This is a genomic window from Timaviella obliquedivisa GSE-PSE-MK23-08B (assembly GCA_019358855.1).
GTDB classification, from domain to species: domain Bacteria; phylum Cyanobacteriota; class Cyanobacteriia; order Elainellales; family Elainellaceae; genus Timaviella; species Timaviella obliquedivisa.
Map to the genome: position 1 here is coordinate 209,087 of JAHHII010000008.1, position 20,810 is coordinate 229,896.

Annotated in this window: 28 protein-coding genes; 18 read left to right on the top strand and 10 right to left on the bottom strand. The window is 48.9% G+C overall.

Annotated features, from left to right (window positions below; translation table 11 throughout):
* The first annotated feature begins 38 nt into the window (after positions 1-38).
* Positions 39-1,007, top strand: a complete 969-nt coding sequence (locus KME11_15675) for a Gfo/Idh/MocA family oxidoreductase (protein MBW4516647.1) — start codon at positions 39-41, stop codon at positions 1,005-1,007.
* On the opposite strand, the gene KME11_15680 is transcribed toward KME11_15675, so the two are convergent.
* Both KME11_15680 and KME11_15685 read right to left on the bottom strand, forming a co-directional pair.
* Positions 1,004-1,471: a hypothetical protein gene (locus KME11_15680; GenBank protein ID MBW4516648.1), complete on the bottom strand. Its 468-nt coding sequence runs from the start codon at positions 1,469-1,471 to the stop codon at positions 1,004-1,006. The two genes, KME11_15675 and KME11_15680, sit on opposite strands and share 4 nt — an antisense overlap.
* Positions 1,472-1,509: 38 nt before the next feature.
* Complete coding sequence (locus KME11_15685) at positions 1,510-1,659, bottom strand: hypothetical protein (protein MBW4516649.1); 150 nt, start codon at positions 1,657-1,659, stop codon at positions 1,510-1,512.
* 291 nt (positions 1,660-1,950) lie between these two features.
* On the opposite strand from KME11_15685, the gene KME11_15690 reads away from it, so the two are divergent.
* The 8 genes from KME11_15690 (at position 1,951) to KME11_15725 (ending at position 6,317) form a co-directional block, all read left to right on the top strand.
* Positions 1,951-2,358 carry a hypothetical protein gene (locus KME11_15690; GenBank protein ID MBW4516650.1) on the top strand — a complete coding sequence of 136 codons (408 nt, stop codon included), beginning with the start codon at positions 1,951-1,953 and terminating at the stop codon, positions 2,356-2,358.
* A gap of 12 nt (positions 2,359-2,370) precedes the next feature.
* Complete coding sequence (locus KME11_15695; protein ID MBW4516651.1) at positions 2,371-4,686, top strand: tetratricopeptide repeat protein; 2,316 nt, start codon at positions 2,371-2,373, stop codon at positions 4,684-4,686.
* Between the two features lie 87 nt (positions 4,687-4,773).
* Positions 4,774-5,034: a DUF4258 domain-containing protein gene (locus KME11_15700; GenBank protein ID MBW4516652.1), complete on the top strand. Its 261-nt coding sequence runs from the start codon at positions 4,774-4,776 to the stop codon at positions 5,032-5,034.
* On the top strand, positions 5,031-5,228 hold the full coding sequence (locus KME11_15705; GenBank protein MBW4516653.1) for a DUF2283 domain-containing protein: 198 nt from the start codon (positions 5,031-5,033) through the stop codon (positions 5,226-5,228). Before KME11_15700 ends, KME11_15705 begins: the two co-directional genes overlap by 4 nt.
* A gap of 21 nt (positions 5,229-5,249) precedes the next feature.
* Positions 5,250-5,414, top strand: coding sequence for a hypothetical protein (locus KME11_15710; GenBank protein MBW4516654.1), 165 nt, complete (start codon positions 5,250-5,252; stop codon positions 5,412-5,414).
* Positions 5,415-5,441: 27 nt separating this feature from the next.
* Entirely contained in the window at positions 5,442-5,702 is a 261-nt protein-coding gene (locus KME11_15715; protein MBW4516655.1) for a hypothetical protein, read from the top strand.
* A complete protein-coding gene (locus KME11_15720; protein ID MBW4516656.1) occupies positions 5,695-6,045 on the top strand; it encodes a type II toxin-antitoxin system RelE/ParE family toxin in 351 nt (116 codons plus the stop codon). Before KME11_15715 ends, KME11_15720 begins: the two co-directional genes overlap by 8 nt.
* A 131-nt stretch (positions 6,046-6,176) precedes the next feature.
* Entirely contained in the window at positions 6,177-6,317 is a 141-nt protein-coding gene (locus KME11_15725; protein ID MBW4516657.1) for a hypothetical protein, read from the top strand.
* A gap of 77 nt (positions 6,318-6,394) precedes the next feature.
* On the opposite strand, the gene KME11_15730 is transcribed toward KME11_15725, so the two are convergent.
* Positions 6,395-6,568 carry a type II toxin-antitoxin system HicA family toxin gene (locus KME11_15730; protein ID MBW4516658.1) on the bottom strand — a complete coding sequence of 58 codons (174 nt, stop codon included), beginning with the start codon at positions 6,566-6,568 and terminating at the stop codon, positions 6,395-6,397.
* 62 nt (positions 6,569-6,630) lie between these two features.
* Between KME11_15730 and KME11_15735 the strand changes: the two genes are divergently transcribed.
* Positions 6,631-6,813 carry a hypothetical protein gene (locus KME11_15735; protein ID MBW4516659.1) on the top strand — a complete coding sequence of 61 codons (183 nt, stop codon included), beginning with the start codon at positions 6,631-6,633 and terminating at the stop codon, positions 6,811-6,813.
* A 221-nt stretch (positions 6,814-7,034) separates the two neighbouring features.
* Positions 7,035-7,679 carry a Uma2 family endonuclease gene (locus KME11_15740; GenBank protein MBW4516660.1) on the top strand — a complete coding sequence of 215 codons (645 nt, stop codon included), beginning with the start codon at positions 7,035-7,037 and terminating at the stop codon, positions 7,677-7,679.
* A 286-nt stretch (positions 7,680-7,965) separates the two neighbouring features.
* On the opposite strand, the gene KME11_15745 is transcribed toward KME11_15740, so the two are convergent.
* Positions 7,966-8,148, bottom strand: a complete 183-nt coding sequence (locus KME11_15745) for a type II toxin-antitoxin system PemK/MazF family toxin (protein MBW4516661.1) — start codon at positions 8,146-8,148, stop codon at positions 7,966-7,968.
* Positions 8,149-8,201: 53 nt separating this feature from the next.
* Here KME11_15745 and KME11_15750 point away from each other — a divergent pair, with 53 nt between their 5' ends.
* On the top strand, positions 8,202-9,506 hold the full coding sequence (locus KME11_15750; protein MBW4516662.1) for a hypothetical protein: 1,305 nt from the start codon (positions 8,202-8,204) through the stop codon (positions 9,504-9,506).
* 46 nt (positions 9,507-9,552) lie between these two features.
* On the opposite strand, the gene KME11_15755 is transcribed toward KME11_15750, so the two are convergent.
* The 4 genes from KME11_15755 to KME11_15770 all read right to left on the bottom strand — a co-directional run bounded on the left by KME11_15755 (position 9,553) and on the right by KME11_15770 (position 13,331).
* A complete protein-coding gene (locus KME11_15755) occupies positions 9,553-10,257 on the bottom strand; it encodes an ABC transporter ATP-binding protein (protein ID MBW4516663.1) in 705 nt (234 codons plus the stop codon).
* 10 nt (positions 10,258-10,267) lie between these two features.
* Positions 10,268-11,485, bottom strand: coding sequence for an ABC transporter permease (locus KME11_15760; GenBank protein ID MBW4516664.1), 1,218 nt, complete (start codon positions 11,483-11,485; stop codon positions 10,268-10,270).
* Positions 11,486-11,494: 9 nt separating this feature from the next.
* Positions 11,495-12,829 carry an efflux RND transporter periplasmic adaptor subunit gene (locus KME11_15765; GenBank protein MBW4516665.1) on the bottom strand — a complete coding sequence of 445 codons (1,335 nt, stop codon included), beginning with the start codon at positions 12,827-12,829 and terminating at the stop codon, positions 11,495-11,497.
* A 70-nt stretch (positions 12,830-12,899) separates the two neighbouring features.
* Positions 12,900-13,331, bottom strand: coding sequence for a MarR family transcriptional regulator (locus KME11_15770; GenBank protein ID MBW4516666.1), 432 nt, complete (start codon positions 13,329-13,331; stop codon positions 12,900-12,902).
* 256 nt (positions 13,332-13,587) lie between these two features.
* On the opposite strand from KME11_15770, the gene KME11_15775 reads away from it, so the two are divergent.
* Entirely contained in the window at positions 13,588-14,397 is an 810-nt protein-coding gene (locus tag KME11_15775; GenBank protein MBW4516667.1) for a DUF2232 domain-containing protein, read from the top strand.
* A gap of 11 nt (positions 14,398-14,408) precedes the next feature.
* Positions 14,409-15,518: a TIGR00303 family protein gene (locus KME11_15780; protein ID MBW4516668.1), complete on the top strand. Its 1,110-nt coding sequence runs from the start codon at positions 14,409-14,411 to the stop codon at positions 15,516-15,518.
* Between the two features lie 69 nt (positions 15,519-15,587).
* On the opposite strand, the gene KME11_15785 is transcribed toward KME11_15780, so the two are convergent.
* Entirely contained in the window at positions 15,588-15,968 is a 381-nt protein-coding gene (locus tag KME11_15785; protein MBW4516669.1) for a hypothetical protein, read from the bottom strand.
* A gap of 319 nt (positions 15,969-16,287) precedes the next feature.
* On the opposite strand from KME11_15785, the gene KME11_15790 reads away from it, so the two are divergent.
* Together KME11_15790 and KME11_15795 are read left to right on the top strand one after the other, a co-directional pair.
* Positions 16,288-16,944: a phycobiliprotein lyase gene (locus KME11_15790; protein MBW4516670.1), complete on the top strand. Its 657-nt coding sequence runs from the start codon at positions 16,288-16,290 to the stop codon at positions 16,942-16,944.
* 42 nt (positions 16,945-16,986) lie between these two features.
* Complete coding sequence (locus tag KME11_15795; GenBank protein ID MBW4516671.1) at positions 16,987-18,138, top strand: extracellular solute-binding protein; 1,152 nt, start codon at positions 16,987-16,989, stop codon at positions 18,136-18,138.
* On the opposite strand, the gene KME11_15800 is transcribed toward KME11_15795, so the two are convergent.
* Entirely contained in the window at positions 18,122-18,778 is a 657-nt protein-coding gene (locus KME11_15800) for a hypothetical protein (GenBank protein MBW4516672.1), read from the bottom strand. The genes KME11_15795 and KME11_15800 overlap by 17 nt on opposite strands.
* A 1,152-nt stretch (positions 18,779-19,930) precedes the next feature.
* Between KME11_15800 and KME11_15805 the strand changes: the two genes are divergently transcribed.
* Positions 19,931-20,482 (top strand): helix-turn-helix domain-containing protein, encoded by a 552-nt coding sequence (locus KME11_15805; protein MBW4516673.1) that lies wholly within the window; start codon positions 19,931-19,933, stop codon positions 20,480-20,482.
* Between the two features lie 213 nt (positions 20,483-20,695).
* Positions 20,696-20,810: photosystem II q(b) protein (locus tag KME11_15810; protein ID MBW4516674.1), on the top strand; the 115-nt coding region annotated here is incomplete at its 3' end.

Consider the following 20,810-nt stretch of genomic DNA (forward strand, 5'->3'; position numbering starts at 1 on the left):
ATAACGCGGTAAGCTCCAGTTTTTGACGAGGTTCGCTAATGCTTCCCCTCCAAGTGGGTTTGGTCGGTTCGGGTTATGTGGCAAAGCTGAGGGCAGATTGTGTGCAAGCTGACGATCGCGCTCAAATTGCCTATGTGAGCGGGCACCATCCTGAAAAAGTTGAAGCCTTTAGCCAAACCTACGGCGCTCGAAGCGTGGCGGCTTGGCAAGATTTGGTGGAAAAACCAGAGCTAGATTTGGTGATCATTACTGCTGTTAATCGTGATCATGGGGCGATCGCCCATGCTGCCCTTCAAGCCGGAAAGCATGTGGTTGTTGAGTATCCGCTTTCCGTGGAAGTTGCAGAAGCTGAGGCGCTGCTTCAATTGGCAAAGGCTCAAGGCAAAATGCTCCACGTCGAACATATTGAACTGTTGAGCGGCATTCATCGGGCAGTCAAGGCGACTTTACCCGCGATCGCCACTCCACTCTACGTTCGCTACAACAGCCTTGCCCCCCAAAGTCCTGCCCCTTTGAAGTGGACTTATCAGCCCGATTTGTTTGGATTTCCCTTCATTGGCGCACTGTCTCGCATTAGTCGCTTGACAAACCTGTTTGGGCAGGTCGCAACGGTTAGCGGACAATCCCGGTTTTGGGATGGAGCAGAGGGCTTTTATCGCACCTGCATTTGCACGGCGCAACTTAGGTTTGCCAGCGGCTTAATTGCCGACCTGGTGTACGGTAAAGGCGAAACCATTTGGAAAGCCGATCGCACCCTAGAGATCCGAGGGGATGCGGGGGCGATCGTCATTGAGGGCGAGCAGGGCACGTTGATCCAAGCCGACCAAGCTACGCCTATCGACATGGGCAGCCGTCGCGGGCTATTCGTTCAAGATACGACGATGGTGCTAGATCATCTGACGACGGACGCACCGCTGTATGTGACTCCAGAGGAGAGTTTGTACGCGCTCAGAGTGGCAGATGCAGTGCGCCGCGCTTCGGAAACGGGAGAGGCGATCGCGGTTTAGCTTTGCGTTACCGGAGCCTTACCATTTCCGTTCGTCTCGGTGGATGTTCCACCGTTCATTGCAGATGGGATAACGGGTTCTAACTTCTTTTCCTCAGATGGTGCCGTGGGCGGTGCAGAGGGTGATGTCGATGCCCGACGACGACGTTCCCCTCGCGGGCTGCCGCCTGCTTTGCCATATTCGCTGCTATCTTTACCATATCTGCCGCCGATGCTGAGGAGCATTTGTTCGCTGGTTCGGTTCAGGTCGGCTTCGATCGCTTTGATTTTGCGGGTGAGGTCGTCTACTTGGGCGAGGGTGGTGTTGTATAAGGAGAGGTGCGATCGCAGGTTTTGAATTTTTCGGCTATAGGTTTCTAGGTTTAAGCCGTTGCCAAGATCGAGGAATTCGTTGATGGAGCGCATTCCGGCTTCTCGTTGTTCCGCTTTGATCAGGGCGGCAGAGGTGCGTTTGGGTCGTGCCATGGGTAGAGTCCTGTGGTTATAAAGGTTCTTTTCACAATTTATGGATAAAGCAGGGCAGCGGCTTGGGAGAAAATAGGGATACGAGTTAAAGAATATACAGATCTTGTTTGAAAAGATAAGTAATTTTGCGGTAATGGCGCGATCGGGGTTGGAGCGATCGCGCGGTTTGCTGCAACGGGAATGGTCATTGCAAGAAGAATCAGACTGTTTGTTGTGATGAGAATGGTTAACGCTGCGATGAGAATAGTCTTTGCAAGGGCGATCGGAATGATAGTTGGGATGGAAATGGTTAATGCTGCAACGAGAATGATCTTTGTTTGATCAGGAATGATTGACCTTAGAAAATTTGTGGCATAGGCAGCAATGGTTTGTACATCCCCTCTATCTGCGGTTTCGTTTCATAAAGCTTTAGAATGCTGAGATTCCTTGCTGGTTTGCCATAATAAGGGCGTAATCCCTTTTATGCATCGGAGGACAGTATGACAGAACCGATTACGGCAGCGGCGATCGCGACTATTTTAGTTCAAGAGTTGGCTAAGAGCAGCGCGGGTGAGGCGGGGAAGAAGCTGGTGGGGGACTTGTGGGGGGCGATCGCGCGGCGGTTTAAGGGGAATGTGGCGGCTGAGGAAACGTTGGCAGCAGTGAAGGCTGAGCAGTTGCCGGAAGCGAGGCAAGAGGCGGCGAGGGATTTGGAGACGTTTTTGCGACGCGAGATGAAGGATGCAGGGTTTGCGGCAGAGGTGGGGCAGTTGGCGCAGCAGATTATGAACTTAGATCAAAGTCAACGCTCAACTACGATGCAGCAAGATATTCGGGATCAAGGTAAGGGCTATCAAATTCAGTCAGATCGGATCGATCGGCTTGGGGATGACTATGGTAAATCATGACTATGGTAAATCATGACTATGGCAAATGATGATGGAGATGCAGCCCAGAATCCGGCTAAACGTCAGCAGATTGATGGCAGTGGTAAGGGCTATCAAATTGATGCCAGGACGATTGGGCACGTAGGAGATGTTTACAATGCGGCACCCCTGCCTAAAGGAGCGATCGCCGATGAGCAGCCGCCACCCGTAGAGTATTGGCAGAAGCGCAAGCCAGAGCAGACGGCACTGCTGGCAATGGTGGCAGACCGAGGAGTGCGGGTGGTGGGTATTACGGGAGCCGGAGGCTTTGGCAAGTCGGCGTTGGCGGCGCGGATGTTTCGGGCGGGTAAACAGTTTGGACGACGGCTAGGACTGAGCCAAGTTCTATGGGTCAATTTTCAGTCGGCACCGCTGTTTGCTAGGGTGGCGCGGAATTTGTGCGATCGCCTGGGTGAGCGTGTGGCAGATACGGCATCGGAGGCAGATTTAGCCAGTGCTTTGCTCAATGCTTTGGGGCAACAGCGGGTAGTTGTCGTGTTTGATAATTTGGAAACGGTGCAGCGATCGGTAGATTGGCAGCCTTATGAGGCGTTTTTTAAGCAATGGGTAGCGGCAAACAGTCGTAGCACCATTGTTTACACGAGCCAGGAGCGGTTAGCGATCGAACACCAGAGGCATCAATGGCTAGAGCCGTTGGATCGGTTGACAACAGGGCAGGGGGTGGCGCTGCTGAGGGCGCGGGGCATTTTGGGAGAAGAGGGCGCGCTGCAAGCCTTTGTTGAACTTGCCAGTGGGCAGCCGCTGTTGATCAATCTGGCAGCGGGTTGGTTGCTGAATCGGGCGCAATATGACCGCGAGGTGCCTGAAGTAGGAAGGTTACAAGCCCTGGTAGAAACCGATGATGTTAACCTATTTCGCACGATTGTTTACGAGCATCGAGGAGATTTGCAAGCCAGTTTAGGCAAGGTGTTTGACCAGAGTGTGCAGGCGCTGACTCCCAAGCTACAACAATTATTGCGTTGGGTAAGCGTATACCGTCCAGAGTTTGCGTTTGATGAGACAGCGGCGCAGGCGATGCTGCCAGAAGAAACGGTGAGCGAGACAGATTTGCGCGGGTTGGCGCGGTGTTCGTTGTTGCTTGAAGATAAGCCCGAAGGAGTTTGGCGATTTCAGTTTCAACCATTGTTGCGGCGCTTTGTGCAGCTAGGCGCAACTGATTTGCAATCTGCCCAAGAGCGGGCGGTGGCTTATTTTATGCCGCAGCGGGGGCTGTTGCAGACAGGAGACCGATTACAGGAACGGGCGGCAGTGTTTGCCTATGTGCAAGCGTTCCATCATTGGTGTGATTTGGGGCGGTATGGGGTGGCGTTTGCCAGTATTTGGTTTGAAACGGAGAGCCAAGCCGACTGCGATGAGTTTTTGAAACATCGGGGGCATAATGATCTGCGGCGAGAAATGTTGGAGCGGTTGTGGGAGGAGTGGCAACCGGAGGAAGAAGAGCGAACACTGTATGGTAAGGCTTTACTAACTTTGGGGCAGGTTTGGTATTTGCTTGATAGACGAACTGACGCATTAGAGCTTTATCAACAAACGCTGTTGCCGTTGATGCAAGTAATTGGCGATCGGCTGGGCGAGGCGAATACGTTACAAGCGATCGGCGATGTGCTGCAATTTCTTAAGCAAAGTCGTGAAGCGGTGGAGCGCTATGACGAGGCGTTGGGGATTTATCGGCAAGTCGGCGCACGGCTGGGCGAGGCGAATACGTTACAAGCGATCGGCGATGTGCTGCAATTTCTTAAGCAAAGTCGTGAAGCGGTGGAGCGCTATGACGAGGCGTTGGGGATTTATCGGCAAGTCGGCGCACGGCTGGGCGAGGCGAATACGTTAAAAGCGATCGGCGATGTGCAAACTGATCCAAAGTTAGCGATGGAGCAATTTTTGCAGCCTGCCCTTCAGATTTATCAAACCATTGAGGATGTTTATAGCCAAGCCAGAATCCTCACTGTCTCGATCGCCCCTACCTATCTCAAACTCAAACACGCCTATCAAGCCAAACTCAGCTACGAACAAGCCCTCAACTTTTGGAGCCAAATTGGCTACGAACCCGGCATTCAGCACTGCCAAAACGCCTTACGCAATATCAACCAAGCACCCCAATATGAATCTGCTCCTGTTGCGCCACCCCTGCACGACGATCCACCTGCACTGCCTGACTGGTATGAAAAGTCTTTACCCACTGCGCCCCGTCCTGTGGCTCGTCGTGCTACTCGTCGTCACTTTCCCTGGTGGGGTTGGTTCTTGGTGGGAGTGGCGATCGTGGTGGCGATCGCGTGGTGGTTGAAGGGATGAGTCATCCTCTGGCGCTTCGTCATTGGGAGCGATCGCCGTTAACCACTAAGAGCGGTACACTTAGGTTTCATGTTTTGTGATTACAAGATGAGCTTTTACATTTCACGCCATGCAGCGGAAGAACAAGAACGTCGAGGCATTCCGCGTGAAGCTTTAGAAACCGTCCTCAACAACCCACAGCAGATCGTTGAGAATCGAGACGGAAAAAAAGCCTATCAATCACAGATTGAATTTGAGAATGGCAAAGTCTACTTAGTCCGGGCAATTATTTCAGACAATACGAACCCTGCAATTGTGATTACAGTCTATCGAACTCGTCAAATTACTCGATATTGGAGAGACCCATGAAGGTTATTTATGATGCTGAAACAGATGTGTTGCGAATTATGCTGAGTGATGAACGGATTGAAGAAAGCAATGAAGACCAGTCCGGCATCATCTTAGACTATGACGAAACTGGCAATGTAGTCGGGATAGAAGTCCTGAGCGCTTCTAAGCGAGTGACCAATCCGCGATCGCTGGAACATACTGTCGTGGGGTAAGTGCAGATTAAGAGTCGAACAATGCCAAAAGGCGCACTGCTTCGCAGATACCGCAAGGGTCGCTCAATTTCAGAAGTGACCCTGGTGGTATCTACAAAGCAGCGTGCGCTTTCCTTGGTGGGATTGGTTCTGGGTGGGGGTGGCGATCGTATTGGCGATCGCGTGGCTGCTCAAAGGGTAAAATGATCGACAAGCCACCCCGAACCCCCAACCATGAAAGCCTACGAATTTCCATCCAAACTCAACGCTCAAGGTAGCCTCGAAATTCCTGAAGCCGTCCTTAAACATCTTTCCTCAGACCAAGAAATCAAAATCATCGTCTTGGTTTCTGAGCCGCCTGAGTCATCCGAGCAATCCACAACAGACAATGAATTAGGCTTCTCAGCTACTAGCTTTCAAGAATCCTGGAAACAAGCCAACAACGGGCAAACTCTATCCCTGCGTCAGCTTTGGGAGGGCATCGACGTTGACTGAGCCTACGCCAATTGACATTGAACTCACGATCGAATTTCAACGAAAAATTCGCATTCTTGCTAAAAAATACCGTCGGATTCGCATTGATCTTCAAGAAGTGTTGCAAAAGTTGCAAGCAGGTGAGTTTGTGGGCGATCAACTACAAGACGTGGGCAGCACTATCTTAAAAGCACGAGTCAAAAATAGCGATGCTCAAAGAGGAAAAAGCGGTGGCTATCGACTGATTTATTGGCTGCAATCTCCCGCCACGGTAGTTCTACTCGACATTTACTCAAAGTCTGAGCAAGAAAATATTGAAGTTGACGAAATCCAGCGAATTTTGATGAACCACAAAGAAAATTAGGGCGTTAGCGCAACGGCGAAGCAATTTCTCTTTTCATGGCATTGCACTTGCAAACCTCAAGCGTCGTTCAGAAGCACTACAACACTATCAACAAGCCCAACAGATTTACGCAGAACTTCAACTTGAAAACGATGTTAAAGACTGTCAAACTGCGCGCTGCTTTGCAGATACCGCAAGGGTCGCTCAACTTTCGATCCACGCTTCCTGGGTGGGTTTGGTTCTTGGTGGGGATGGCGATCGTATTGGCGATCGCGTGGTGGCTGAAAGGATGACCTGTGCTCAGACGCAAGGTTTCTTGTTAATTATCAAGGAATTGATTGGGAGTGATATCTGCTTGTTTGAGAATTGCTCAGAGCGTCCCTTCTGGTATATCACCCGGATGATTAGGGATTGTAGTGTAGCGATTAGAATCTGGGTTGTACCAAATCTCATGACTTCCCGCCGCTTGGCGATCGAACTCGAAACCTAGTTGCTTTAGACGCTTAACAATTTGCCGATACTTGAAACCTGCCAAACGTCCCATCAGCCCCCCAAAATCAAGGGATAATCAAAGACATCTTCAATGTCAGTTAGTTGGACTTGGTTATGACGTTCAGTTTGCGCCTCAAGCAACTTTTTAGCAACATCTCGCGCAATATTCTACTGTTTCCGCAACGGTACGCCCTTGGGCAACCAGTCCAGGAATATCCTCTGAAGTGGCAAGATACAATCCTTCAGGCAATTTCTCAATATGGAGCTTGGACTATTTGTTCCATTGTTATTCCTTGAGTCGAGGCTCGTAATCATAGTCTAAACCTAGGAACGCAAAGTTCGTTGACTTTCAGAGGCAACCCTTGCGGTATCTGCAAAGCAGCACGCGTGGTGGTTCAAGAAATGAAGTCGTCCTCTGGCGCTTCATCATTGGGGGCGATCGCCGCTTGGGGATGCATTCAGCGATCGCCTTGTACAATGAGGCATAAAGCATCCATCCGCACCCAGAGGCAACTCCAATGACCCTGCTGCAAACCCAAACTCCCCTCAACACTTGGATCACTGCATCTTGGGAAGAATTTGTGGCGATCGCCGATGCCCCAGCCTCCGCCAAACTCAAAAGCTATTACTACCAAGGCAGGATGAGATTTGAACCTATGTCTACTGGCTCTGATCATTCCAAAGACCACACCACCATCATCCTCAGCGTTGGATTATTCGCAACTTTGCGAGGCATCCCGATGAATGGGCACGATGGTTGCTCCTATCGCAAAACTGGATATGACGAATTTCAACCCGATGCCTCCTACTACATTGGCGACACTGCGGATGCCATTCCCTGGGGAACCCGCGTCATCAACTTAGATCTCTATCCCTTGCCGAGTTTGGTCATCGAAATCTCAGACACTTCCCTCGCAGATGATCTAGGCGAAAAGCGACTGCAATACGAAGATCTGGGCATTGCAGAATATTGGACAGTCAACGTCCAGAAAATGCAAATTCCAGCGTTTGCGATCGCCCCTGACCATAGCATTCGTCGGATTCGTGAATCGCAAGTTTTACCTGGGTTAAAGTTAGAGACTTTGGAGCAAGCACTACAACGCAGCCGTCAAGAGAACCAATCGGCAACCACAGCCTGGTTAATGGAACAGTTTCGGGCTTAAGCAGCTTTATCTAATAGCGTCACAGAGTGCGCCAAAACATCTAAATACCACCACCCTTGCTCTTCGGATGAACCACCACAAACGCCGTCGTCGATCACTCAACTTCAGAAGCAACCCTTGCGGTATCTGCGAAGCAGCGCGCATGGTGGCTGAAAGGCTAGAAACAGAGCTATGTAAAATCTAAAGGAATACGTTAAGGCAATAACCCAAACACAATTTTCAGCGCTCGATCAATTCCAGTCATCGTCGTCTCCTCAAGCTGCCCTCGAACTCTAACCAATCGTGCTTAGTGGTCAATCGGTCGAGTTTGTAAGCAATCCGCAACAGACCGTTTCGTTAATCCATTAGAATCTGTAGGCGCGATCGAGGCGTTAGTTTGAATCCTTGCTTTTTTATCACTCCGTTCCGTAATAGGAACAACCTGAATCACAGGAACCCTAACTTTATACACATCATTAGTCACAATCACAAGAGTTTGTCCCGTAATTTGGGAACAATGAGCGCAACAACCAGACGTAACCTATGGCGCTCTTCAAACTTTCCCATCTCAAGTTCCTGCACCGCCAACCCACCCAGCCTAAGGTCGTTCTTACGCCTTCTTCAACAGGGCAAGCCATTACGCCCCCAATTAGTTCACCGCCTCAACCCAAATCTCTCACAGAAATAGAACGCGAACTAGAGGAAGAACAACGACTTCGCATTCAGTTTACACATCCTGTTAAGAATGCAAGTCAGCAATCGCCCCTCAAAAAGATCGTTATCATTGCTCTACTCTGCGGTATTCCTATAGGCGTAATTTGGCTGGTAAATTTGCCTTACGCTGTCATTCGTCGTCCCGTTGCCGAAGTAGCCCCTATCCTATTGCTCCCTAGTTACATTAGCTTAGATCATAACTATCGCATTGCTATTACTACCCTCGAACAAGCTGAACAATTAATTAATAATGCAACTGCTCCCACCGATTTAGATCTAGGTGAACAAAAGCTTCGTGAAGTTCAGAGAAGCCTGGATAAGTTGCCTGTGGGCTGGCTAAGCGACTCATTTTACTCAAATTACAGCGGCTACAATTGGCGATTTAGTACCAGCAACTTCAACGCTGCTCGAGCAAAAGCAGGTCGCTTAAAAGGTCAACTCTTTCAAGAAAAGAACGCCCAAACTATGCTGTTTGAAGCCGAACAAACTCTTGCTACTGCTCGGCAAAAATACCCCCAAGCACAAACCGCAACCGATCGCCAAACCGCGATCGCCCAATGGCAAACTGCCCTCGATCAACTAGAACAAATTCCGGGCGAAACCCTAGCAGGCAAATCAGCCCAACAAAAACTGGCTGCCTATCATCGAGATTTTCAGGAAATAGTGGGGCTAGCAGCAGGTAATCAGCACACTTTGATGTTGTTTAGTACAGCAAGAGAATACTCTCAAAGAGCCGCAATCCAAGGACAAAACCCACCCCACACAGCTGAAGAATGGCAGCAGATTGCTAAAGTATGGGAGGAAGCGATCGCGCAAGTTGAACGTGTTTCTGAAGATGACACGGGCTACGCCGAAGCACAGAAAATGCGAGCAGAATACCTGAAGAACCTTGGACAAATTACAATTCGGCTACAGGCTGAAGAACAATCAGTTAGAATTTTTGAACAAGTGCAACAGGAAAAAGTAGAGCTTTTTGCGATCGTCGCCACGCCCACCAACCGCGCCTCCATAATGAGCCGATTACAAAGCATCATCGATCAATTAGAACAAGTTCAAAATGGAACTCGCGTATATTCAGAAGCACAAATTCTATTAGCATCAGCCCAAAATAAACTCAACCAATTTGAGCCGTAATGCATTATGCCTGTTTTGAGCGTCTTGCTTTAGATCTTTAAAGTCACTAAGCTACCATCATCTGATTCATCTCATCAGGAGCCAGATTGGCATGAATTACTTGCCCATCGCGGAACCAAACAATCCGCTTCGTTTGGCGGGCAACGTCGGCTTCGTGCGTCACCATCACGACCGTAATACCGCTGGCGTTAAGCTCGGTAAAAATATTCAACACTTCCTGAGTGGTCTGAGAGTCCAAGGCTCCTGTGGGTTCATCTGCCAAAATTAAGACCGGACGGTTGACAATGGCACGGGCGATCGCCACCCGTTGCTGCTGTCCTCCCGAAAGCTGATTGGGTTTATTATTTAACCGATTTGCCAATCCTACTCGCGTTAACGCCTCCACCGATCGCTCCTTGCGCTCCGCAGTCGAAACGCCTGCATAAACCATGGGCAGCATGACGTTTTCCAAGGCGCTGAGTTGAGGCAATAAGTGGAACTGCTGGAACACGAAACCAATTTTGCGATTGCGGATATGAGCCAGGTCAGTGTCAGGAAGTTGCGCTACGTCTACGCCATCCAAGTAATAGCTGCCGGATGTCGGGCGATCGAGACAACCGATCACATTCATGACCGTAGATTTACCTGAGCCAGAAGCTCCCATAATGGAGCAATACTCTCCTGGCTCCACAATCAAGTTAACCTTAGCCAGCGCCCGCACTTCTGTCTCCCCAGAGCCGTAGATTTTAGCGATGTTTTCTAGCTGAATAATGGTCTGCATCTTAAGCGCTCCTCAGTGCCACGATGGGATCAAGCTTTGCTGCTTGGCGAGCCGGAAACACCCCAAAAAAGAGTCCAATTCCGCCCGACACACCTACTGCTAAGATAACCGCTGTTGTCGAAACCCCTGCTTTTAACGGCGAGACTGCACTGATCAACGAAACGCCACCGACCCCAATGCCTGTACCGATTAGTCCGCCTAAAGCCGAAAGAATAACTGCCTCAATGATGAACTGTAGCAAAATATCCTGCTGGGTTGCCCCGATCGCCTTTCGTAAGCCAATTTCTTGGGTTCGTTCCCGCACCGATACCAGCATAATGTTCATGATGCCAATGCCGCCCACAAATAGGGAAATTCCAGCGATCGCTGCCAACATCAGCGTGAGTGCCCCAGTCACATTTCCTACGATCTCTAACGCGTCTTTTTGCGTCCGAATGGTGAAGTCATTGCTGTTCACAATCTTATGACGCAGCCGTAGCAGGTTCGTCATTTGAAACTGCGCTGCGCTGACCGATTTTTCATCCTTCGCGGTTACCGAAATAAAGGATACAGATAGCCCGTAGGGTGACGTGCGTCCTACAATTTGGCTTGCCATCGTAGTAATGGGAATGTACACTGATTCATCCTGGTTGCTGCCCAGAAATGCTCCTTTTGCCTCCATCACTCCAATCACTTGGAAACTAATATTGCGAATCCGAATCGATTGCCCAACCGGATCGGAAGTGCCAAAAATCTTTCTAGCCGTGTCTGCTCCTAATGCTGCTACGCGGTTGCGACGCTGGACATCAATATCGGTAAAAAAGCGTCCTTGCTCCATGTCAAAGTCGCGTACAATGGTGAACTCTGGAGTGGTACCCGTGATCAGCGTATCGCTGCGCTTATTGCCGTAGGTAATCAGCCGTTGGGTTTGCAATTGGGGCGCTACTGCTTCGACAGAGGGAACTTGAGCCGCGATCGCCCTAGCATCATCTAGCGTTAACGTGCGCGGTATCTCAGTCGATCGTTCTCGCGATGAATCGCTTCCTGGCAAAATAAACAATACGTTCGGCCCTAACGACTCAAACTGCCCAGAGGCATAGCGCTGTGCCCCTTGTCCAACGCCCACCATCGTAATCACCGAGGCATTGCCAATGATGATGCCTAACATGGTCAGGCTACTTCGCAGCTTATTTCCAGTCAGCGTCGTGACCGCCATTTTAATACTTTCAATTAAATCCATGGGTTCTCCCTATTCGTTTTCCTCAGGTTTACCCCAATCTGAGCCAGGTGGAATATCAGTAAAGATCTCCTCTCCCGCTTTCAGCCCTTGTAAAACCTGGGTTTGGTCATCCACGGCAATACCGGGCACAATGTCACGGAACTGAGGCTTGTTGTCTTCATCTGGCACTAGCACGCCTGTTTTGCCGTCCTTTGTGACGATCGCCACTGTCGGCACCACTACAGCACTCGGCACCTCATTTCCTAAAAAGACTACGTCTGCATTCATTCCTGACAGCAACTTGCCCTGACCCGTTACCAAAATAATTCGTACCTGAAAGGAAGTCACGTTTTGTTTGACCACAGCTTCAGGGGCAATCAGTCGCACTTTACCTTGAAAAACTTCATTGGGATAAGCGTCGGCAACCACCTCAACAGGTTGTCCAATCTTCAACTGCTGAATATCTACTTCGGGTACGTCTGCCAAAACTTCCAAGCCTTCGGCGATCGCCACGATCGCCGTAGAGGTTGCTGAAGTAGCTTCCGAAGCCGTGGTTGTCGGGGTGACAAACGCCCCCTCGTTGGCAAACTTCTGCGTCACCACACCATTAAAAGGTGCCCGAATCAGGGTATCTTGCTGCTGCACCTCGATCGCCTGTAAATTGCCGATCGCCTCTATCACCGCCGCTTCTCCCTCCGCCACATCTTCAGGACGACTGCCGTTTTGAAGCTGCTGAAGATTCTCTTCCCGTTCTCGCAGCGTCGCATTTGCCTGTGCCAGATCGGCATTAGAGACGTTGGCAGTACTAATAATTTCATCTAGTGCATCGCTTGAGATCGCCCCTTCGGCTGCAAGCTGCTGATTCCGCTTAACCCGCTGTACCGCTAGATCCAACTTTGCCTTGACCTGCGCCACCTGGGCTTGCGCTTGCACCACCTGCGCTTGTGCCTGAGTCACTTCCTCCGAGCGGTTGCCTGCCTGAAGCTTTGCCAGCCTTGCCTGCGCCTGCGCTACCCTGGCTTTTGCCTGCAAAACTTGGGCTGCAATCTCTTGGTTCTCCATACGGGCAATCACCTGCCCTTGCTTAACGCGATCGCCTTGCTCGACAAACAGTTCTGATACAATGCCTGAGCTTTTAGGACTGAGATTGACAGTTTGGATAGGTTGGATCACACCGCTGGCAGTAATGCGCACCTGTAAAGCCTGCGACTTAACCGGAACTGTCAAGTTGGCAGACTCGGCAACCTTAGAGCTACTCTGAACAATCCAGGTGGTGATTCCGCCTACACCTACAAGACCTGTCGCAATGAGTCCAATTAACCAGGGTGTGGGATGGCGGACTTTGCCAATGAAAGGTAGCTGCATACAAAAAGTCCTGAATAATCAAAAGTGCGGGAACCAGCAGACGAACTACGGACAAAGCTATCTCTACCCATTATGAATGATGAAATTCTTGAGCCTGTTCTTGAGCCCAACGTTCATCTAGTAATGGCATCTCTCGTTCTAAGAAAGCATGAATGTCGTACATTTCTTGAAGCCGACTGGTGAGCTTTGGCGGTTCGTTAGCTAATAGTGTCAACCCCCGCTCAGCCAAGTGTCGGAAGGCGGTAATTTGGGTCATTCGCTGCTTGGTCATGTGTGCCCAAGCGTGGGGCTTAATTTGAAAATAGTCACGGCGATCGCCCGTGAAACTGACCCGTTCAATCAACCCAATCTGCATGAGCAAACGGGTCATCGTGCTAATCGATCCTTTACTAGCCTGCAACATTTCTGCCAAATCTTTGTTGGACTGATAGGGCGGATTAGAAATCAACAGTGCCCCAAAAAGCCTGCCCGACATCCGAGGCAGACCGACTGTCTCAAACATTAAGCCCACTTCTTCGACAAAATGAGTCTTCTCAAAAGGCTGTTCTTGGCTCACAGCAGTTGACTTACCCCTCGCGACCAACTTGCACGAATATCAAGATTATTCTTATATTCTTCTAAATCATAGCAAGTTCTAAATATTTAGTAAGTATTGAACAAAGTGAAATTCTTACAGAAGAGCCTTGACTCGACTTGCCCTTGACTCATCGTCTGGGTCAGATAGCGCTAAAGTGGATTAGCGATTTTCCACAAGATACATGAGCGGTTCCCCCCAAGATAGGCAGGTTGATCCCATTAAAAAAGAATCAGAACCCGGAAATATTGTTCCTGATCCATCTTCGCAAGCAGGCTGGGACGATGAGTTTTGGGCAAATACCGCCCAGCCGCCCAGCGCACCCATCGTGGCAACCCCCCATGTCCGAACGCCTACTCCGCCCTTGGCAATGGTCGAAACTGCCTTCCTTGCCAGTACAGCTAGCTTGCTTTGGATGGTAAGCTACTATCTCAGCATTGGCCCCTGGGTGCGAATTTTATTCCCAACCCCGATCGCCCTGGTTTACCTCCGGTGGGGTGCTCGGGCGGCTTGGATGTCGGCACTGGTGACCGCTTTGTTGCTCTCGGTGCTGATGGGACCTTACCTTAGTCTTTTATTTTGTGTGCCCTATGCTATTTTGGGCGTGCAATTGGGCGCAATGTGGCGACGAGGCTTTGGTTGGATTCCGTCGATCGCCACTGGGACGCTACTTTCTACCCTTGGCTTTTTCTTCCGCATGGGAATTTTGTCGATTTTTCTAGGAGAAGATCTGTGGAGTTACTTGACTAATCGCATTACTGATTTTATTCAGTGGACTTTGACGCGACTCGTAGACTGGGGGCTTTTAGGGCTGGATGTTCTAGGACAAACCAACTTACCCACAGTTCAGCTAGTCACTGTTGGAATAATTTTCTGTAGCGATTTCATTTATCTATTTACGGTTCATCTAGTGGCGTGGCTACTGCTGGAACGCATTGGCAACCCTATCCCCGCTCCGCCTCAATGGGTGCAAGTGCTAATGGAAGAAGAATAATTTGTTTCTAAATGATCAAAATCTATAGCCAACAACAGCAGAGTCAGCAATGGCTAGAGCGGTTTCAGAAACAACTGCCTGTTTTTGCCTGCGTGCTGGGCTTTACCGAAACAGGTCTCATTCCGGGCATCTCAGCCGCAGGCACAACGCCTACCGATCGCCAATATACAGCGATCGCCGATGCCGAATTTCTTTACCAGGGCGCTCAACCCCATCCTCAGTATCCTCTGCCGCCTCTTCATGCAGGCGCTTCTCCTGTGCTGATTACGCGGGCGATCGTCACGGCACAAAACATTCCCGTTCACCTCTTCAATGCCGGACTGCTTCATGCGCCTTCTATTCCAACCATCGATTTACAAGGAATGCCCGCCCGCTGTCTGAGCCAAGGGAATGCCTTAGATCTCTCAATAGTTAATCATCTGTTAGCGCAAGGACTACTTTGGGGCGAAAAACTAGCTGCTCAAACTCCGCAGAGCTACGTGATTTTAGGAGAATGTGTGGTAGGTGGAACGACAACGGCTCTGGCAGTTTTAACTGGACTCGGCTACGATGCCTCAGGTAAAGTTAACAGCAGCCATCCCACCTGTAACCACTCACAAAAATGGCAGATTGTGCAACAAGGTCTGTCGGTCCAGCAACTTCAGAGCCACTCAGCCGAAACTCAGCACTGGCAAAAAGTTATAGCCGCAGTCGGTGATCCAATGCAAGTTGTAGTGGCAGGAATGGCGATCGCGGCTAGCCGAACTTGCGGGGTTCTCTTGGCAGGCGGTACGCAAATGCTAGCAGTCTATGCTTTGATTCAAGCCATCACTCATGCCCAAAGTTTGCCGTGGCAACCTGCGCAAATCATCATTGGCACGACTCGCTGGGTTGCAGAAGACCCTAGTGGAGACACAGTAGGGTTAGCAGAAATCTTGAAAGCGCCCCTCATTGCGACTCAGCTTAGCTTTGCACAATCTCAGTATGCAACGCTGCGGGCTTACGAGCAGGGCTTTGTAAAAGAGGGTATGGGCGCTGGCGGCTGCGCGATCGCAGCACACCTCTACCAAAATTGGGAGCAAAAGCAAATGCTTAATGCCATAGAAGCGATCGCAGAGGAACATGAACAATTCGCTTCATAAAACATTAACCATTTTCTAGACGAAACTCAGCTAACAGTCCAATTGCTACAGTCCAATTGCTAATGAGATTTAACCCTTTGAAGGCATTCGTCGAGACAGAAGCTGCTCTTCTAAAGCTGCAATTCGGTTGTAAGCGGCGGTTAGCTGTGCCGTTAAGCGCTGCACCTGAACCTCTGGAGATAAAAGGCGATCGCCACTCTGCTGCTCAGTTTCTGGAAACCGCACATCAACCAGCACATCCTTATGTTCCATCTGCTCATTCAACTTGCTGCGCTGTTGCGAATACCATCCTACACTCGCATCTAACTGGGGCACTTCGGCGCGCTCTTTTCCCTGCGATCTAAGTTCCGACAAAACTTCGGTCGTTTGATGGCTCAAATGTTCAATAATTTGGTGCATTGAGTCAACCTTAAGCGTCAAGATAGCGACTTGGTCTTTCAGTAAATCCATAGCAGACTCAATTTGTTCCATAGAGTAGTTCCCTACATCCTAGAGAAGCATTCCTCGTGGGGGCAGATATTCCTGAATCATTTAACCTTTAGTAACGCTTTTAAATAAGTCATTCATTGATTCTGAAGTGACAGTACTGCCCAAGTCCGCTCATGCCTCAAGGCAAGAATTGATAAACTTGAAAAGCTCTGCTGTCAAGCTTTCATGGTTGTTCAGATTCAACAAATTCCAGGTAGGATAAATATTTATTAAGGTAAAATCTGTATCCCTTGTCGCTAACAAAAGCCATAAATCTAAATTAAGTAAATAGTGAAAAAATATGCTGACTTTTCAAGACTTTTTCGTTGCTTGCGACGGGTTTTGGACGACCGAAAGAACCTATCACTCGGTGCTTGAAGATGCCATTGAACGGTCTTACACCGAGTTTCGAGCCGAGACTTTAAATCAAGCTCAAAAACAGAAAATGTTATCAGGAACAACGCCGACTGATCTAGCCTTTCCAGGAATCAAGATTGACACTGAACGAGGTATGCATGATCCCTCTGCCTGTCCTGGTTTCGCCATTGCTTTTGAAACTCGATCGGAAACGGGTGAAGAAGTTTCGATGAGTTTAACCGCCCTATTTGTGCCAGATGTCTACGTGACCGGTCAAACCACCGATGCTCCTATTCCCTTTCCCTTGGCGGCTCAGGTGCCTTTGCAAACGGATGGCGAGGTCATTCAAGGATATTATTTGCGGGACAAAGGTTACTCTGAGGGAGGAGCGATCGCCGGACGATTCACCTATCAACCGACTCGTCAAACCTTAGAAATGACCACGTATTACAATCGCTCGGTCGCGGTGGATCAAATGCGGTTTGTGAAGCCTGACCTGCGACTGCGCACTATTGTGACTTATGAACGTCCTCAAGACGGCTCAATGCCGACAGTCATTAATCTGATTGGGTTTGGGGTAGAACGGAAGCAAATTGCTTAAAATTATGCCCCCTCTCCTCTAAAACTTCTACTATTTTTGCCCATGCCCACTCGTCGCACTTTCCTCGCCGCCGCCACCTTGGCTATTAGCCAGCTTCTCCTTGCCTGTAGCCAACCCCGTAATGCCGCTCAAGTCCGGTTGCTCAAAGGTTCAGTCCCCGCCCAAATTCTAAAGGAGTTTCAGCGGCAAATAGAGCAAGCGGCAGATCTCAGTTTTTTACAAAACGAACAGCTTGCTGACTTATTCAGCCTACTAGAGACTTGGAAAAACCAGAAAATAGTTCCCAGCCCGGAACCATCGGGCTTTTCCCTGCCCTTCAAAAATCGCATCGTTCCTGTCGCAGACTTGGTAACCCTAGGCGATTTTTGGCTAACTCCAGCCATTCAGCAAGGGTTGATTCGTCCGCTTGACCTGGAGTTACAGTGGGAGTTGCTTGCCCCCGAATGGCAAACGCTGGTCAGGCGCGATCGCCAAGGACAACCTGATCCCCAAGGCGAAATTTGGGCTGCTCCTTACCGTTGGAGTACGCTCATGATTGCTTATCAGCCTGAGAAATTTGAGTCTCTGGGCTGGGTTCCTAAAGATTGGAGTGATCTTTGGCGACCTGAACTTAAAGGGCATCTTTCTTTGCCTGATAGTGCTCGAACAGTCATTGGCTTAGTGCTGAAGAAGTTGGGGCAATCGGCTCATCTACAAGACCTGGAGACGGTTCCCTCCTTGGGAGGCGAACTCCAAGCTCTCCATCAACAAGTTAAGTTTTATAGTTCTGATGCTTACCTACAGCCTCTGTCTTTGGGAGATACCTGGGTAGCTGTCGGTTGGTCAAACGAAATTTTGCCGACCATTAACCGCGATCGCTCCCTCGCTGCCCTTGTTCCTACGACTGGCACCCTTTTGACTGCCGACCTCTGGGTTCATCCCATGACTGCCCAGCCCAATCCCTCTCAAGCCGATCTTCTCCTCAAATGGATCAACTTTTGCTGGCAACCTGAAATTGCCACTCAGCTTTCGCTATTGAGTTCGGCGGCTTCACCCTTATTTAAAGGACAAAATATTGAGATCCCGATCGCGCTCCAGCGAAAGCCCCTGCTCTTGCCCCCTGCTGTCGTTCTTCAACGCAGCGAGTTTCTCCTACCCCTTACTCCTACCGCTAGCGAACAATATCGCCGTCAATGGCTCATAATGCGCCAGTAGTGCCTGCTCCCCGTACTGCTCCTACGCCAGAAGGGTCAAGAAAAATTCTACAGGCTGAAGTAGCCAAGGCTGAACTATCAGGTGCGGTAAAGGACACATTAGAGGTGATTTCTTGCGGATTGCTCGAAGAAATCGGTTCAGTCAAATCAAAATCACAAATATAGGCTCCTAACAGTTCTCCTTGGGCATTAAAAACTCGAGTGCTGTAGCCAAAGTCTTGGGCAACCCTTCCCATTTGATTGAGAAAAGCGTAGCGATCGAGATAGTTATAGCTTGTCCAAGCTTGTTGATTAACCAGTAAGTCAACCCGATTAGGCATATCGTCAGTTCCAGGCTTTGCAATCCAGTTAGTTAGCAACTTCCCCCCAAATTGTTGTTTAGCCCACCACAAGCTAGGCATTGTCAATCCAGTTTGCGAAATGGTATTTGCCGTTACCCAAGCAGGGTTGGCTGGAGCTACGCCTTGCTCCAAAAGGTTAACTTCAGAGGGCGTTAATGGCTGAGTTAAAAGCAATAGCGCTTGAGCATCAAGGGCGATCGCCGGATTGCATTCATTTAGCCCCAAACCTAGCCCAATAATCCCACCCAGCAACCCACTTAATAATTGGCTGTTCATCACCGACATGACTATACCTTGCATCTTATTTAAGATTACTGTGCATCAAGGGCAACTGGCTTCACCTTAAGATTGGAGACTTAGAAAATCGCACTCAACTTTATTCAGTCAGCTTGATATAGCGCTACGGCAACTTCGTCCTTATGGCTATAGTTAGCAAACTTACAGTTTAACTCTGACTGACTCGCTACAATCCATTAAGTCTAGCCAGTCAGTGAAGATCAAAATTTCTAGGTTGATCTTCCCCATAAAGTTTTTTGAAAGACTAAAGCTCGAGTAATCATCTCATAGAATGACAAGTTCAAAATGGCAAATCCAACAATGTCAGTAATTTCACATGGTCTGTAGTATAAGAGACTTGGCTCTTCTCAGTATATACCTGGTTAATAAAACGTTTTTTTATAAAGTTGAACTTGCGTAAGACCTGCCCTTCGTTCCATCCAGCTAAATATTGAGGATATCTATGTCTCAAAAAAACTGCGTTCTCAGTTAAACCACTGTACTTTTCTATAAAGGTAATGTAACATTCACTTTATTCGGATGAGCTCTAACCTGAAGCTAAGTAGGTTGAGTTAAAAAGTAATAAATGTCAATACTTAGTTGAATTTAATACGGCTTAATTCAACCTATGATTTCTTCTGAAAGATGTTACCCGTGATTGTTATTTACCTCTAGATCGTGAGCAGAGCAGAAGATTTTTTGTCTGCTGTGAGGATAGGAGAGACAGACACGACGGGCAGGTATGTGTTGTATTTTCACAAACCATAGCTTTTGGTTCCAGATCCATGGGGTTAGCTAGTTTCAAAACTTGAGAGACAAATATTCATTGTCATATACAGGGCGTGCATACCAGCAGAAAACCCTAGTCTAGGTTTAAAGCCAGTTGAATACGGCTTTCGATGCGATCGGGATATGAAGAATTTATAGGTACCTTGCTTCAGTTTTCTTTAGGTTGTTAGCTCTCTCCCTGGTTGTAATCCTTTAGATCAAGAGAAATACTATGAGCATCAACAAAGTCCGGGTGCATAGCTACCTAAAGCCGTCTTAGCAAAGTATGGGTCTTTAAAAACGTTTAAAGAGATGATGCTTTGCTTAATCTCATTGGGATTTATTAAAAGATTCACTGCTAAAGATATTTCCGAAAACTTTGTTCTCACGCCAAACACAATTATCCCTATGCCAAGACGCATTACTATCCAGCCTTGCCTTAGCCTTGACGAACTCGAAACCCGCTATCGTCAAGCAAAAGATCCGGTTGAACGGAGCCACTATCAAATTATCTGGCTGCTGGCTCAAGGTAGACCTAGCGAAGAAGTTGCATCCATTACCGGGTACAGCCGCAGTTGGATTTATGAACTCGTCTGGGGTTACAACAGGATTGGGCCCGATACATTAGGTGATAAACGTCACGAGCATCCGGGTGCTGAGCCACTACTTGACGAATCTCAGCAGGCTCTTCTGAGACAGGTTTTGCAATCACCTCCTATTGATGGAGGGCGATGGAATGGTGCCAAGGTTGCTGATTGGATGAGCCAGCAACTCGGTCGTACAGTTAGCCGTCAGCGGGGTTGGGAATACCTCAAGTCAATGCGATATCGCTGGCGCGATAATCGATCTGACAGTGAACCATCTGAGCAGGCAGAGTCCAAAAAGTGGAAGCGGAATGCAGTCACCCAAGAGAATGCTAGAACCTCTCGTCCTCGACGGGCGCGCTTAGGAAATGCTTAAGGACACGATCGCTTTCTTAATAAGTCCTAGAACTGACAGTAGGCGGGGTAAAACTAAGTTTTACCCCGCCTACTTTTCGATTAGTAAACAAAACCCAACAAAAAGTGAGGAATTGCTCAACACTGCTTTACAAAAGTCAATAAAGGCTCTAATATAAGTTCAGACGAGTTAATCGCTCGTTGATAATTAATTTATAGACAAGCAATCATTACCATGACAACAACCTTACAACAACGCGAAAGTGCATCCCTGTGGGATCGCTTTTGTAGCTGGGTCACCTCCACCGACAACCGCCTCTACGTAGGCTGGTTCGGCGTTTTGATGATTC